Below are 15,167 nucleotides of genomic sequence, written 5' to 3'. Positions count from 1 at the left end.
CCGATGGGTGGTACTGGCGTCATCGACCAATTCCTCGAAACCTTCACCCGCTACATCGACTCCGGATTCGGGCTGGTTGGGGGTGAAGTCGGATATGTCGCGACCACCTTAGCCGCGATCGACATCACGCTCGCCGGGCTGTTCTGGTCCTGGGGCGCCGATGAGGACATCATCGCCCGCCTTATCCGAAAAACGCTGTTTGTCGGTGTCTTCGCCTATCTCATCGGCAATTGGAACAGCCTGGCTCGGATCGTGTTCGAGAGCTTCGCCGGTCTTGGACTGAAGGCGTCCGGGACCGGCCTGTCCTCGGCGGATTTTTTAAGGCCAGGAAAGATCGCTCAGGTTGGACTTGATGCCGGGCGGCCGATCCTTGCATCGATCTCGGGGCTGATGGGCTATGTCAGCTTGTTCGAAAACTTCGTTCAGATCACGGTCCTGCTGTTTGCCTGGATCATGGTGCTGCTCGCATTCTTTATCCTGGCGATCCAACTATTCGTCACCCTGATCGAGTTCAAGCTGACGACGCTCGCAGGTTTCGTGCTGATTCCATTTGGGCTCTTTGGAAAGACGGCGTTTGCTGCCGAGCGTGTGCTCGGCAACGTCATCTCGTCCGGGGTCAAGGTCCTGGTGCTCGCGGTCATCGTCGGCATCGGATCGACGCTGTTTGGGCAGTTCACCTCCGGCTTCGGAGGCAACCAGCCGACGGTCGAAGATGCCATGGCGGTGGTCCTTGCAGCATTGTCGCTGCTGGGGCTCGGGATTTTCGGACCTGGCATTGCGAACGGCATCGTTTCCGGCGGTCCGCAGCTCGGTGCAGGGGCAGCCGCTGGTACGGGCCTCGCCGCAGGAGGAATGGTTGCTGCCGCAGCCGGCGTTGCTGCAGGTGGAGTTGGACTTGCGGGTGGCGCCATCGGCACAGCGGCAAGAGGCGGGGCGGCGATTGCGAGCGGAGCCTCTAGTGCTTTTCGCGCAGGAGGTCTGGCCGGTGTTGCGCAAGCCGGCGCCTCTGCCGTGGCGAGTCCTTTGCGCTCGTTTGCCGCCCGCGCTGGCGCAAGCGGGGGCGCGGCTCGCGATGTCGCTAACGAAGATGCATCAGGCACGACATCTGAGAGTGTGCCCGCCTGGGCGCGGCGTGCAAAGCGCGCACAAGCGATCCACCAGGGCGCGACAGCCGCGACAAATGCGGTTCGTGCCGGCGATCACGCAAGCGGTGGCGCATCGGTCGATCTCAAGGAGAAAGACTAGCGATGGCGGCGAAGTCCTCTTCCATCCTTTCCGGCCGGCGGCACTCAAGGCGGCGCTTTAGTTTCAAGGAGATCACTTCATGTTCAAACGATCGTCCGTTCACTATGGCCGCATGCCCGGGCCGGTCACGCCCTATCAGCGGGCAGCCCAAGTGTGGGACGACCGTATTGGCTCGGCGCGGGTGCAGGCCAGAAATTGGCGCTTGATGGCGTTTGGCTGTCTGTTCTTGTCCGCAGGATTTGCGGGTGCCCTCGTTTGGCAGTCAGCGCAGGGCACGATTACGCCCTGGGTCGTGGAAGTTGATCATCTGGGCGAGGCAAGATCCGTCGCGCCGGCCAATGACGCCTACCAAGCGAGCGATCCGCAGATTGCCTTTCACTTGGCGCGTTTTATCGAGCATGTGCGCGGTCTTCCGCTGGACGCTATCGTGCTCCGGCAGGATTGGCTCCGCGCCTATGACTTCACCACCGATCGGGGCGCAGCCGCGCTCAACGATTATGCCCGTAACAACGATCCCTTTGCGAAGGTCGGGAAAACGCAAGTCGCCGTCGAGGTCTCGAGCGTCATTCGAGCCTCACCGGACAGCTTCCGCGTAACCTGGACCGAGCGGCACTACGACAACGGGCAGCTCGCGGCCACCGATCGCTGGAGTGCGATCCTCACCATCGTCATTGAACCTCCCCGCGATATCGAGCGGCTGCGTAAGAATCCGCTCGGCATTTACGTCAACGCGATCAACTGGTCGAAGGAGTTCGGATCGTGATGCCGCATTTCGTACCGAGCCTCCAGAGCGTCCGACAAAGCGCCGTGTCCGCGCTCCTGATCAGTGCATGTATCCTTGGTGGCTGCACCACATTCAAGCCGCCGAAGATCAGCTATGATGAGGAGATCCCGCCTCTTCCCGATCTGCCGGCATTGGGCGATGACCGACCAAAACCGCTTCACGTCCCGCCGGCCTGGACGCCGGCGCGCGGCGGCAAGAAGACCGAAGCCAAGGAACCGGTCAAGCGGATCGAGACTGCCAATGACGCTGCGCGCGTCGAGCCTCGTAAGGCCGGATATTTCAATGCGGTGCAGGTGTTTCCCTATAGCCCGGGCGCGCTTTACCAGATCTATGCTGCACCGGGACAGATCACCGACATTGCCCTTGAGCCGGGTGAGCAACTGATCGGGTCCGGACCCGTGGCCGCCGGCGACACCGTGCGTTGGGTGGTAGGTGATACCGAGAGTGGCGGCGGCGATACGCGACGCGTCCACATCATGGTCAAGCCGACGCGCGCCGCGATTGCGACCAATCTGGTCGTCAACACTGACCGCCGCACCTATCTGATCGAGCTCCGCTCTCGAGAAAAGCCCTACATGCCTTCGGTTACCTGGTTTTATCCCAAAGCTCAATCCGCTCCCGGCCAAGCGATCCCGCCCACACCCTATATTCCGGATCCAGCCGAGCGTCGCTATCGCTATACGATCGGCGGAGACAGCCCACCCTGGCGTCCGGTCAACGCCTATGACGATGGGCGCAAGGTCTACATTGAATTCTCAGTAGGGATCACTCAGGGCGAGATGCCGCCGTTGTTTGTCATTGGGTCGGACGGCAAGACCGAGCTCGTCAACTACCGCGTCTACGGCAATATCCTCATCGTCGATCGGCTGTTTGCGGCGGCCGAACTCCGGCTGGGCGGTGAAGGCCAGCAGAAAGTCCGGATCGCAAGAAGTGACGGGAGGCCGCTATGACCGATGCCGGAGGAGATCATGCCGCTCGCGAGCCGGCGAGGGAGGATGTACGAGAGGACATTGCCCAATCCTTGCGGCTGCGACCTGAACGGCCGCGAGTAACGCGCCTCTCCCGCAAGGCCCTCCTCGTTGGCACAGCTTTGGCTCTGGCGGCTATTTCCGGTGCGGCCTTTTGGGCGCTGCAGAGACCTGAAAGGCGCAACCCCACCTCTGAAGAGCTCTATTCGACCGACCACCACACCGTTGCCGACCAACTTTCGACCCTGCCAAAGGATTATGCCGGAATTCCCCAAGACGTGCCACGGCTCGGACCTCCGTTGCCCGGAGATCTGGGTCGGCCGATTCTCGCAGCTCAAAGCCGAACGGAATCGGGCTCGCTCGCGGCAGACGCCGAACAGCAGCGCCTCAATCAGGAAACCGAGGCAGCGCGCACCAGCAAGGTCTTCGCCTCGACCAACGTCCGTCCGTTGGCCGCAACAACCCCCTCCGGCGAGACGTCAGGCAACACGGCGACGTCTTCCGATGAAGCCTTTGCGCAGAACGGACAGGATCGTAAGCTTGCGTTCGTCAATGCGGCCGTAGATCGCCGAATCACGAGCCCCGATCGCCTCGTCAAACCGGCATCTCCCTTTGTGGTCCAGGCAGGCACGGTCATTCCGGCTGCTCTCATCACCGGGATCAGGTCCGATCTGCCCGGCCAGATCACGGCACAGGTAACCGAAAGCGTCTTCGATTCTCCAACGGGGCGGGCGCGCCTGATCCCCCAGGGCGCCCGACTCATCGGGACTTACGACAGCCAGGTCTCATTTGGACAGTCGCGCGTACTTCTTGTCTGGACGCGTCTGATCATGCCCAATGGACGTTCCATCGTGCTCGAACGACAGCCGGGAGCGGACGCAGCCGGTTACGCTGGCCTCGAGGATGAGGTCGACAACCATTGGAAGGAGCTGTTGGGAGCAGCCGCGCTGTCGACATTGCTCGCCGTTGGGACTGAGGTGAACTCTGGGGCGGATGCCAATAGCTCCAACAGTGACATCATTGCAGCGCTGCGCCGTGGCGCAGGTGATTCCCTTAATCAGGCCGGACAACAGGTGGTCCGGCGCAACCTCAATATTCAGCCGACATTGACTATCCGGCCGGGGTTTCCGCTGAGGGTCATCGTCAATCGCGATCTCGTACTCGAACCCTACAGAGGATGAAATGACCAGACTAAAGATTGGAGCGATTGCAGATGACAAGCCTGTTCGGATTGCCATCGACTTGCCTGGTGCCGTACATCGGGATCTAATTTTGTATGCTGAGATCCTCTCGCGCGAAACCGGGCAGAAGATCAGCGACCCGAACAAACTGATCGCGCCGATGGTGACGCGCTTCATGGCAACCGATCGGGCCTTTGCGAAGGCGCGAAAGCGCCTTCACCGCACAGAGGGCGAAGGGTAGCGTTCGGCCAACAATTTGAGGAAATTGGCCAGGGGCGGATTTGCGTTATCATCGCGCCAGACCGCGGAAAAGTCGATACGGTATGGTCCCACACCGTCGCGCAATTCCCGATAGACCAGGCCAGAAACATTGGCGTCCACGTCGGATTCCAGCACGAGACTGATGCCGAGGCCCATACTCACAAGGTTTTTGATTTCTCCGCGGCTGACATCGCGATGCTCGATCCACGGGCCCTCTGTCGAGGTGATGAGCTTTGCACTCAGCAATGCTTCGAGCTCGCACCCCGGATCGTATTGGCTCGTCAAAACGATTTGGTTTTTCAAGTCGCCCCATGAGATGCCATCCTGCAGAGCCAGGGGATGATCGTGAGGAAGGGCAACCAAGACCGGCTCGCTCCAGAGGGGAACGCTTCTGCTCCCAATTTCGATCGGATCTCCTGCTGCGACATAGAGGTCAATCATGCCATTGCGGAGCGCGGTGACCAATCCTGTTCTGGATCGCTCGATCGCGCCGAGTTCGACCTTAGGAAATCGAGATTTGAACTCGAGCAGTATTGCACGTAAATGACCAGCGGTAAGCGACGTGCAGAATCCGATAACTAGGCGGCCGCATTCCCCACGGCCGGCCGTCTTCGTCCTCGCGACGAGCGCATCCATCTGTTCGAGGATGGAGCGGGCCGTTCGCAGAACATGATGTCCGGCCGGTGTGGCCCTTACCCCCACGGTCGATCGCTCGAAAATGGTTACTCCAAGCGAGTGCTCCAGTAGCCGGATAGAGCGACTGAGCGTTGATTGCGTGATTGAAAGACTGTCAGCGGCTCGACGAAAGCTTCCATAGTCCGCTGCAGCAACTGCCAACTGAAGTTGACCGAGATCCAATTTAAGGCGTCGAATTCCTGCCGATAGACCGGCAAAGCTTGCGTGTCGCGTCATTGCAGCACCGCGGAAATCCGGAAAATTGAACTAAGTTGGTTGGGTAGACAATTGCACCTATTTGCAATTGTGAATGGCAATCACCGACCGGTGAGATCATCCTCAGGAGGATGAACGGTTTCGTCGCGCGCTTGCCTCATGATGTTTGGTGATCCGCGTAGACGGTCAGTCACGTCGACATAATCTTTTCTCGGCTTCCAACTGACGAGCTCGTCGTGGGGATCACATGCACCCATGATGCTCCGTCTTCCGGCGATACCCATGCTTGGCTCACGATCTTCTGAGGGAAATGTGAAACGCGTGCGAGCCCGAGGACTTTGCTCTCGGTCAACGCGAATGCTCTTGGGTGTGGGAGATACGAAAATGGCTTGGCGAGGTTAAATTGGAGCGACAAGGACTTGGGAGCTCACGCGGCCTTCAGAAAAACTGGTGTACAGAGAACCGGCCCGGAGAGACCGCCAGAGTTGCGTGCGTTCTGAAGAGCCTCCGCAGAAACTTCGAGATGTCCTGCCACGGCCAGGGTGATTTCGATGCTGCAGGGAGCGGCGATCCGGCGGAAGGCCAAGCCCGCTCGCTTCACTATTCTCTCCATCCGAACTTTGGTAACCATGACGACGTCGTTTAAGCCGTCTCGACAGTCCGAATTCGATCATTGCTGCGAAAAGATCGTAAGTCGACTTAGCCAGCCCGTGTTCGCCCTTTGGAGGATGGGGAGAAGCGTCACTTGCGGACCTACTGCTCTCCCAGAGCGACGGATCTGCCGGAGCAGAAAGTCCACCAAGAACCATGGGAAACGTATCGCGCACCGTCGCCGGTCCCATGATCGGCAAGAGACGAACCGAAGCTTCCACATGGCCTTCAAGAGACGTTTGGATCAGGGAGGCCGGATGCAGCCCATCGAAATCATCGATTTCCACGTCGCCGCAGCTCTGAACGCTCCACTCCAACCGTTGCTTAAAAACGCGATAGCGCAACTTATACATGGATGCTAAGGTGCAGGAAAACGCGTTGTACGGTGACTCCGTGATTAGCTGAATCATGGCCCCTCCCACTGGAGAGGAGACTCTGGAGGAGTTACCCGCCGACATCATCCCCCATAACTATGCGGGATCAGAGCCTTAATCTTGCCTATCTCGTTTGGCAGCGGCCAATCGCATGAGGACCTGAGCCACTTTACGAACCCCTAGCTTATCTCTCGCGCTCCTTAAGTAATAAGCCACGGTATGGTGGGATATGCCGAGAATCTGGCTAACTTCCCAAACACTTTTGCCCTTAGCGACCCACCTCAAACATTCGACTTCGCGGGGAGACAGTACGATTCCGTCGATCGTTAGTTGATGCAAGAGCTTGCGGTGCACCTGCGAATGGAAGCATCTCGCCATAAGCTGAAGGGCAGAGGCATTCAGATCGATGCACCTCTCGAACTGCGGACGCCTTTGGTCAGTTGCAAAGGTCAGAGCAGCAACCGAGCCATCTTCATCGTGAACTGGGACTGTGAAACCTAGCCGGATTCCGAATTCGCTCGCTTCCTCGAAGAATCTTCGTTGCGCCGGAGAGATCGGTCTCGAAGGTACGTCTAAGCCCCATTGAAATGGTTCAGTATTCTCCGACGAGCGCGCGATAATCGGATCCAGACGTTCGTAGTGACTGCGGACATAATGCGAGACCCACTTGTCCGGATATGTTGATATTACCAAGTCGTCCGTTAAGAAACCGATTTGAGCAGTGAGCGGTCGCTGGCGGCCGCGATGAGGGTGGTCAGGATCAGGCACCAAAGAGCCCTCAGCCAGGCGAGAACCCGGCGGAAGTTGTGGCCGACGGCGGAGAGGATGACGTTAGCCGCATCGCCGGGTCGGCCTTTGAGGTAGCATCGGCCGAGGTGACCATCTGTCTTCAGGTGTCCGATGATGGGCTCGATGGCGGAGCGGCGGCGCAGCTCGCGCTTGATGACACCGAAGACGCCGCGCTTCTGGCCGGAGATGAAGACGCGACGAGGATTTTGCGCATCGTGGCCGCGGTATCCCTTGTCGACATAGGCCCGCTCGATCGCACAGCCGGTGAGTGTCTCGGTGCGGTCGATGACGTCCCGCAAGGTGTGACCATCGTACGGGTTATCGGGTAGCGCCCTGGCGTGCAGGACGAACAGGCCGCCGGGAGAACGGCGGTTGTTGGTGACGATGGAGGCTTTGACACCGAACTCGTAGGGCGCGGCGGCCTTGCCCTTGCCGATGCACTCGACCTCTGGAGCATGGAAGGAATAAAGCTTCCAGCCGCGCTGGCGCTGCTGCTGCGAGCGGATCTGCGAGGCCCGGCCGAGCGGGAGGGCGAAGGCGTTCTCGAGCACGGACTGACCTTCGATCTTGCGGCGGATATCGCGGATGATCCGGCCCAGCCGGCTGCGCAGGATGCGCAACTGCCGCTGATGCCGCTTGAATTGCTTGGCGTGGGCGTAGCGTCCCGCCATCATCGCCGCGGTCTTGGCAATGCGAAGATAGGACTGCCGCAGCTTGACCCCGTGCTTCCTCGCCAGGCGGTTGAGCCCCTTGATTGCCGCGTGCAGCAGCTTGGCATCGGTCGGGAAGGTGATGGCCTTCGGCTGCACGGTGGTATCGACCGTGACCCGCTTGAGGTCCTGGCTGCGCAACGCGCCGGCCTCGTGCGCCACCCGCAGGCTCTCGGCCAGCAACAGCTCCAGCCTGTCGCCAAGCCTCTTGCGCCAGTGGCTCAGGTCCGAGCGCTCATGCGGGAACGCGTGCTGAAAGAACTCTTCGCCGGTGAAGTACTGGAAATACGGGTCGTGGACCCAGCGCTCGCACACCCCCTCGTCGGACAGGCCGTAAATGTGTTTGAGCAGCAGCAGCCCGATCATGAAGCGGGTCGCAATCCCCGGCCGACCGTTCTCGCTGTAGAGCGGCGCGATCTCGCCGTCGATCCAGTCCCAGTCGACCCTGCCGGCGAGCTGAACCAGCTCGTGCTTCATGTTGATGATCTGGTCCAGCCTGGCTCGGAACAGATCGCCCGATTCCGTCGCTTTGGGCTTCTTCGGTCGCATCGCCACCTCCGATGCAAGGACGGAATCACGACTGGCGATTCGATGGAATCCTCAAAACGAAATTGCAGGGTTCCGATGCCCGAAGCATCAAAACCCTGCATTCCCAAAACAGGCCACAACGAATAATGCGATCCCAGCTCAATCGCTTAGCCGCTCTTCACGGACGACTACCAATGGCTTTTTGTCAGCCCGCTGCGGCATCGCGAGATATGCGAAGCAAGGCAGATCAAGCTCGCTCGTTGTGATCGCCATCGCTTCTGCAAAGGAATTCGCACATTTCGCGGCCAGCAGGAGATCATTGTATCTTTGAAATATGCGATGCAGGGTCATGCGCGATAGGCTCGGCGGCACCGAAAGAATGCGGATTATTCCTGAGCAGATACGGGGTCGAAACATCCATCCCGACGAGCGGGAGCTCATTCGTGTGAAGATCAAAAGGCTAGGTCAACTATCTTATACTTCCTACAGATCCTTCGCATTTCTAGCGCAGGATCGCGCAAAATTATCGTGCTGAGGCCAACGATGGGTGAGGTATCGTTTCGGCCGTCGGTTCAGCCACGAGCATAATCGTTATCTCGACGCTCTTCCACCAGGTGGTTGTTTGGAATCCCGCGTTGTTGCAGTTGATTTTCCGCGTCGAGGTTCATTATTATTACATCAATGGCACGTCCGCTTGCCAACCGTTTCGTCGCATGCCTACAGTCCCAGCCTGTTTGGCGTGTCTGAACTTTCCAAGAGGTAGCGTGCGAATGCTCCGCTCGTTCTCGATCCTCAGCGCTGGTTGCTAACGACTGCAGTGTTTCAATTGATCGAATGCCGCTTTACTCGCGCTATTGAGAGCGGTCGTTTCGGGGGAGGCTGCGAACCGCGATGGTCGCAAAAGGATGAAGGCGCGCGTCAACGAAATTTAATTTCTCAACCGTTGCGCTCGCCTCTTGCTCACCGCTAAAAATTAGAATGCCACAACGGTCGGTGCCGATAGGCGCCGCTCGGCCAGCCTCCCCACCAGACCAATCCTCAAATAGCATGGTCAAACCCAGTCATCCTCGAACTGCGTCCATCTGCTAGGCTTGGAGAATCTCTTTCAGAACCCGCACACTTCACCTCGGCCTTAATCTTGACGGGGCGGGCTCATCAGACCGGCAGCCCCAAGCAATCAGAGTGCTTAGTAAGCATGATGTTCGCGGCGAACACTTATCGGCGTCCTTCGGCCTTGGCGCTGCTCGTCAGCGGTTCTATCTACTCCTCATCCGATAGCGCACATTGACGAGATCATCAGGCGAAGTGAATGGAAAACTGACCTTGATTGGCTCGAACGGAATCGTGAGGGACAAGCAGGCCGGCCGCGTCCGATTCGAGGAGGCAACCTCATAATCCGCAAGCCGACAGCGATTAATGCCGCTACCGCTCAGGAACGCTCTGCCGCCACGTCGTGTCCCGGTAAGTGCCCACCTCTCGCTAAGATCGCTGCCGAGAATCTTCACCAGAGTAGGTAGGTGTCGATCGAATGTTTATCCTGTACCACGAGTGAGTAAATCGTCGTACGGCCTGGGACGCAGAGCATCACGATAGGACAAGGTGCAATGACGAGCGCCGCTAATCCGCTGCATTGTAGAGGACGAACGATGAAATTCATCGAAGGAACGCGCGTCGTTACCGACGGTGAACTGCAAGTCAAGAACATCACACGTTATCATGTCACAAGGTTCTATCGCGAACAAATCACCAGGAGTGGCCACTACGAGCAGCTTAAACACATTGTGGAGCCCTCAGTCGAGGAGTTCGAGAGTCCTGGTAGTTTGGATACGAGTGGCGAGCACGACAACACGGTCGTGCCCGGACTCCAGCACAAGTACGCCCAGACCGGGTTGCTGTTGGTAACGGACCGTTGCGCTTCATATTGCCGTTATTGCTTTCGCAAACGCCTTGTCGGCAAGAATTCCGATGAAGTCGTACCTGACTTCACGCAGATTGCGCAATATATTGGCCGCCATCCTGAAATGACGAACGTGCTACTATCTGGAGGCGATCCGTTCGTTCTCAGCACCGGCAAGCTCAATGAGATTCTTGATCATTTACTGCCGATCACTCATTTGGATTCAATCCGATTCGGCACAAAAATGGTCGCCTATGAGCCCAAGCGATTTGAGGATTCCGCTCTACCGGCTTTGTTCGGGCGAATCCGTGAAGCGGGCAAAACCGCGGCGATCGTCACACACTTCGATCACGTCGGTGAAATCTCGCTCGATGCGGAGCGTAACATTCGCTCCTTGTGCGCACAGGGCGTTCAATTCCTTAACCAGTCCGTGCTCCTAGTGAATGTCAACGATGATCCCGAGATCTTGGCTCCGACCTTCGCCAAATGCCACCAAATCGGAGTGCGTCCTTATTATCTTTTTCAGGCCAGGCCAGTGAAAGGGGCATCTCATTTTCAGGTTCCACTGCACCGCGGTCTAGAGATTGCACGCGGTATCAACCAACGCCTCAGCGGCATACAAAAAACATTCAAATACATTATGTCCCATTACACAGGAAAGATAGAGATCCTCGATCTCGGAGCCGATGGACGGGTGTATATGCGCTATCATCAAAACAAGACTCCTGAAAAGATTGGAAAGATCTTTTCCCGGCCGTACGTCGAGGGCGCCTGTTGGTTGGACGATTTGCCCGAAGGATGAGATCGAAATGTGCGCAATGCAGGCAACGGACCCAGAGCCTGGAGCGGGAGGGCCCGGCCTTCTATGTGGCAGCAGTATGAGGCGATTGTGGTCTCTTTCGCTCGCCACCGGCACCGGCTGGTCCATCTGCTTCTGCAACCCCGGAGCGCGCGAGCACGAGTGGCGTGCTCAACCAGGAAGGCTGATCGCTTATCTGCATCATGTCCGGCAACGCCATTGCAGCGCCGATAGACGCACGGCCTGTCTGAACGTCAGCACGCGGTGCCAGCCGGCGAGCTGTTCCTGAATCCAGTGAGCTACCGGACATCGGCGGCATGTTTCGACGACCGGAGCGCGCCGCCACGCTACGGCAGCGAACCGATCTCGGCATCGACGAGTTCGTGGGAGTTCCCCGTACATCGCAGCCGATCCGCGCGACCAGGAAAGATCTGGCAAGTGTGGAGGTAAAGCCGATTTCGACAGCTTGCCGCATAGCAAGCCGGCATGCCCGCGTTGCCGAAAATGCACGGCCTGACCGACCGCTTCCATTCAAAGATCCGCAAGCAGATCGCGCCGACTTCGAACACTGGCTTAGCTCGCCGAAGCCAGCGCCAGCCTCACTGTCTCGTTCGCCAACTGCATGGCTTGGGACAGAGCTGCAGTCGGTGCGATCGCCGAGCTGTAGTCGAAAACTCAGACGGAAGGGCAATCACCAACCTGAAGTTGGCAAAACGATACAAATGTGCGCCCGTGGCAAGATTGATGTTCTGCAGACAATGCTGATCGACGCGGCACGATCGCCGATCTCATCGAAATTGCATCGGGACCAGTTTCAGCGGCTATTGACGATCTGGTGGTCGTTCGGGAGCCGACATCGCTCACCAGGCTGCACTGCCCGCCCATGACCCTACCTATAGGCGCCTTAAACGTTACCATCTCGTACCGGCGAAATGAGTATTCTGCATCAACGGCTCTGTTCCCGTCGATCACAGCTCTCGCCTGGGGGGCCTCGGCAGGACATGTGTATCGAATGCTGCGAGATGTGCTTCATTGGCCTCCAATGCTTCAATCGCGCGACTGCCGCGCTTTGCCGCGATGAGTTCCACGAGACACTCGGCCGCAGCGAACGAGGGGGTCATGGTGTGAAAAAAAGAAGGCGTTTCGGTCCCGATGCGAATTACGACTGCGGCAAGCTTGCCGATCGGTGATAGCTCGCTGTCCGTCAACGCGACTAGTTTTGCACCGCGCGAAACCGCGAACTCTGCAGCCTGCACGGTATAGCGCGTGTACGGGCTAACTGTAGCCGCCAGAAAAACATCTCCTGGACCGACAGACCGAAGCGCATCATTGGGCGTTCCGCCCACTCCCTCGATCAGAACCATGGGCGAGCCGAGCATTGAGCCGACATAATGCACCAGATAAGCTGCAGGAAAACTTGAGCGAAGGCCGAGACAAAAAATGTTTCGCGCCTTCACCATCGCATCGGCGGCGGCTGCCAGCGCCGCAATCGCGGATGGACTGGTGAGGTCACTCAAATGGCCATGCAAGGCATCGATCGTATCACCGATGAGGGCTGCATCGCCCTTGGCCTCGCGTCGTGTTAGCAATTCCTCTACTCGCCCAGCGAAGCTTTCTGGCCGTTCTCTAATGGTGTCCGCGAATTTTTCCTTCAATCTATCAAAACCATCGAAGCCGAGGCGCTGTGCAAGCCGCGTTAGCGTCGCCGGAGGTACGCCGGCTCGGCGCGCTTGCTCCCTCATGGACAGCAATGCGACCTCCGTGGGATGATCGAGCAGCCAACGTGCGACGACCTTCATCTGCCGCGGCATCAGCTCATAGCTGTCCTCAATGACACCCGCGATGGGCGATTTCATTGCGATACACTTCGCGTGATCGAGCCGAGAAGCGTCAGGAATATGCGCATCTTCGCTTGCACTCACAATAAAGATAAAATCGGCGATATAGCTAGTCGCTTCCCGCGTGTCTCGAAAGCCTTCTCACCGAAATCTGCTTGGGAAATCGGCAACATTCTCGGGATCTCACGACGGACGCTCAATTGACAGCCAGATTCCGCCAGCGTGTCCTTGCCGAGGAAGTCACGGTTACTCTTCGCCGCGACGGAGCACGACGCCAGTCGGTTTGTCCACCTTGAGGGCGTCTGCATCACGCGGACAGGTACTTGAGGCGATCAAGCAATGTGTGACGCCGCTGGAGTTGACGATAGTTGCGCCGAGAATAGCTGCGCAATGGCACCTGATTTCCTCGCGATGGTGCGGGACGCGCGAGTGGCCGCAAGGAGTGACGACTGGGATGATCGGCTCCTCCTTTCATCGAAGATTGGCGTCGTCAAAGCTTGGGTGATCCTCGGTGCATCCAATGGCAGGCTACGGCCGAAGAATCCGGTCGCGATTCGAGTCGTGTTCGGCCTTGGTGATGCCGATTCCGAAATACCGCATGTGGGCGAGGTCGAGGATGCGATTGACCAAGTTCGAGAAGCTGTATCCCTGGGTCATCGCAGCCCGGAAGTAAGAGTGTGTACGATTGAGTGACGGGCTGAAGTTGATCTCGAGGACAAAAGGCTGGCCCGAGCGGTCGATCCGGAAGTCGACACGGGCGTAGTCCCGACAAAGGCATGCGCGGAAGGTGGCAATCGAACTATCCCGCAGCATCGTCGCAAGCTCACTGCCGATTTGCGCAGGGCAAATCTTTTGCGGCTCCAGGGCCGTCATATGGCATTTGTCTTCCCACGTGATAAGACGAGTTTCGCGGTCACCGAAATCGTGCTCCACCGGAGGCAATGCCTCGAGCTCGTCGTTTCCCAGCAAGGCGACGCAGATTTCTCGTCCTTCGATGTATTCTTCGACGAGCGCATCCTGTGCATACTGCGTGACGATCACTTCTACGGCTCGACTCAATTGGGCGGGCTCATGTACGAGTTGCAATCCCAAGCTGTTGGACTCGTGACGTGGCTTCACTACCAATGGGAATCGCAGGTCGCCATTGCTCTCGGTGCCGCGACGCATCACGCGAAACTTCGACGTCAGCACGCCGCCATCGCGGATCAGCTTCTTGGTAACTACCTTGTCGGACGCCAGTCCAACCCCGAACGGACTGGGTCCGGTGTGCGGAACGCCGGCCATCTCGAGCATGGCCGCAATGTGGAGGCAATTTCCGTACGCCATGTTGAAGACGATCCCGGAGGGGCGGGCTTGCGCATCGGGTGGCATGAACCGCTCGAGAGTAGCGAGCAGTCCTTTATCGCCATCGCAGAGCAGCGTCTCGTGGCCGCTCTCTTGCAGTGCCGCCACCACGCTTTCGACCGTCTCGCGGTAGTACCCCGGATCGGGCTGTCCGGACAGATTCATCACGTCCATCTCCTTCCACACCACCGCTACCCGCATGAGCTACTCCCTGGATGTTTGCCACTATCAACTTCATTCGTTCGGATTTGGTTGATCGACGGGAACAACTCGTCTGCATCCTGCCCCGCCGATCGGGCCGACCAGGCGGATATGCTCCCTTCAACATGCGAAAATCGAGATCTTGGTGGCAACATGCAGCCGGTCTGCACCAACAGCAGATCCCGGAAGCGAGGGGCTCCAATTTGGCTCGGCTCACCGTCCTTCACCCCGAAGGCGGTGCGTACCACCTGATGGCGCTCTATCAACGCTGTCCCGCGCGAGTGCACCGTTGCCTCGTCCAGCCCGCTACCGAGTCTAAGCCGCCCCATCTGAATGTGACAGGCCTCGCTGCCAGCCTGCAGACGCGACCAGGAACCAAAGCGGCTGTTGGGCAATGAGCACGGCACCCGCGCCGAACGCGATAAAGCTTCAACTGACGGGACCGCACTCAACACTGCGGCCTCGATCGTATCGACTTGGATCGTTCGAACATGTCTCATATGACCCCCTCGGCCGGAGACTGCGAGACGCCTGTGGTCATAAGAGTCGTCACCGGGTCTGAAGCAATCCGCGCGCCAACAGAGGAGATGCGAGCGAGATAGAGAAAAGCCGTGTGCGCGCCGCGCCGGCGAAATACCTGCGCCTCAATAGTCGGATTTCGGACACAGACGTCTTCAGCCAGACAGGGCTGAATATAGAACGTCGA

General features: G+C 58.5%; 13 protein-coding genes. 6 read left to right on the top strand and 7 right to left on the bottom strand.

Translation table 11 applies throughout. The features are described from left to right. Nucleotides 1-3: 3 nt before the first annotated feature. The 5 genes from trbL to SO140_RS24055 all read left to right on the top strand — a co-directional run bounded on the left by trbL (nucleotide 4) and on the right by SO140_RS24055 (nucleotide 4,419). Nucleotides 4-1,245 carry a P-type conjugative transfer protein TrbL gene (trbL, locus tag SO140_RS24075; protein ID WP_498543267.1) on the top strand — a complete coding sequence of 414 codons (1,242 nt, stop codon included), beginning with the start codon at nucleotides 4-6 and terminating at the stop codon, nucleotides 1,243-1,245. Nucleotides 1,246-1,324: 79 nt separating this feature from the next. Next, a complete protein-coding gene (gene trbF / locus SO140_RS24070) occupies nucleotides 1,325-2,008 on the top strand; it encodes a conjugal transfer protein TrbF (RefSeq protein ID WP_498543266.1) in 684 nt (227 codons plus the stop codon). After that, nucleotides 2,008-2,979, top strand: a complete 972-nt coding sequence (gene trbG / locus SO140_RS24065; protein WP_498543304.1) for a P-type conjugative transfer protein TrbG — start codon at nucleotides 2,008-2,010, stop codon at nucleotides 2,977-2,979. Before trbF ends, trbG begins: the two co-directional genes overlap by 1 nt. Beyond that, on the top strand, nucleotides 2,976-4,178 hold the full coding sequence (locus SO140_RS24060) for a TraB/TrbI/VirB10 family type IV secretion system protein (protein WP_498543265.1): 1,203 nt from the start codon (nucleotides 2,976-2,978) through the stop codon (nucleotides 4,176-4,178). The genes trbG and SO140_RS24060 overlap by 4 nt, the downstream gene beginning before the upstream one ends. Nucleotide 4,179: 1 nt before the next feature. Continuing rightward, on the top strand, nucleotides 4,180-4,419 hold the full coding sequence (locus SO140_RS24055; protein ID WP_498543264.1) for a DUF2274 domain-containing protein: 240 nt from the start codon (nucleotides 4,180-4,182) through the stop codon (nucleotides 4,417-4,419). Here SO140_RS24055 and SO140_RS24050 read toward each other — a convergent pair. The 5 genes from SO140_RS24050 to SO140_RS24030 all read right to left on the bottom strand — a co-directional run bounded on the left by SO140_RS24050 (nucleotide 4,395) and on the right by SO140_RS24030 (nucleotide 8,733). Then, on the bottom strand, nucleotides 4,395-5,351 hold the full coding sequence (locus SO140_RS24050) for a LysR family transcriptional regulator (RefSeq protein WP_498543263.1): 957 nt from the start codon (nucleotides 5,349-5,351) through the stop codon (nucleotides 4,395-4,397). The two genes, SO140_RS24055 and SO140_RS24050, sit on opposite strands and share 25 nt — an antisense overlap. 377 nt (nucleotides 5,352-5,728) lie before the next feature. Then, on the bottom strand, nucleotides 5,729-6,391 hold the full coding sequence (locus SO140_RS24045; protein WP_498543262.1) for an acyl-homoserine-lactone synthase: 663 nt from the start codon (nucleotides 6,389-6,391) through the stop codon (nucleotides 5,729-5,731). 78 nt (nucleotides 6,392-6,469) lie between these two features. Continuing rightward, on the bottom strand, nucleotides 6,470-7,123 hold the full coding sequence (locus SO140_RS24040; RefSeq protein WP_498543261.1) for a LuxR family transcriptional regulator: 654 nt from the start codon (nucleotides 7,121-7,123) through the stop codon (nucleotides 6,470-6,472). Next, the gene (locus SO140_RS24035) at nucleotides 7,057-8,403 is read right to left on the bottom strand and encodes an IS5 family transposase (protein WP_498543260.1); all 1,347 of its coding nucleotides are present in this window, start codon (nucleotides 8,401-8,403) and stop codon (nucleotides 7,057-7,059) included. Before SO140_RS24035 ends, SO140_RS24040 begins: the two co-directional genes overlap by 67 nt. A gap of 138 nt (nucleotides 8,404-8,541) precedes the next feature. Beyond that, nucleotides 8,542-8,733, bottom strand: coding sequence for a hypothetical protein (locus SO140_RS24030; RefSeq protein ID WP_498543259.1), 192 nt, complete (start codon nucleotides 8,731-8,733; stop codon nucleotides 8,542-8,544). A 1,295-nt stretch (nucleotides 8,734-10,028) separates the two neighbouring features. Here SO140_RS24030 and SO140_RS24025 point away from each other — a divergent pair. Then, entirely contained in the window at nucleotides 10,029-11,081 is a 1,053-nt protein-coding gene (locus SO140_RS24025; protein ID WP_498543258.1) for a KamA family radical SAM protein, read from the top strand. A gap of 965 nt (nucleotides 11,082-12,046) precedes the next feature. Here the strand turns inward: SO140_RS24025 and SO140_RS24020 are convergent. Together SO140_RS24020 and SO140_RS24015 are read right to left on the bottom strand one after the other, a co-directional pair. Further along, entirely contained in the window at nucleotides 12,047-12,934 is an 888-nt protein-coding gene (locus SO140_RS24020; RefSeq protein ID WP_498543257.1) for a MurR/RpiR family transcriptional regulator, read from the bottom strand. 510 nt (nucleotides 12,935-13,444) lie between these two features. Next, on the bottom strand, nucleotides 13,445-14,461 hold the full coding sequence (locus SO140_RS24015; RefSeq protein ID WP_498543256.1) for a D-alanine--D-alanine ligase family protein: 1,017 nt from the start codon (nucleotides 14,459-14,461) through the stop codon (nucleotides 13,445-13,447). Nucleotides 14,462-15,167: the final 706 nt, after the last annotated feature.

It is taken from the genome of Bradyrhizobium sp. UFLA05-108, assembly GCF_059803455.1.
Note: the sequence above shows the minus strand (reverse complement) of the source record. Positions and strands in the feature narration are given on the sequence as shown.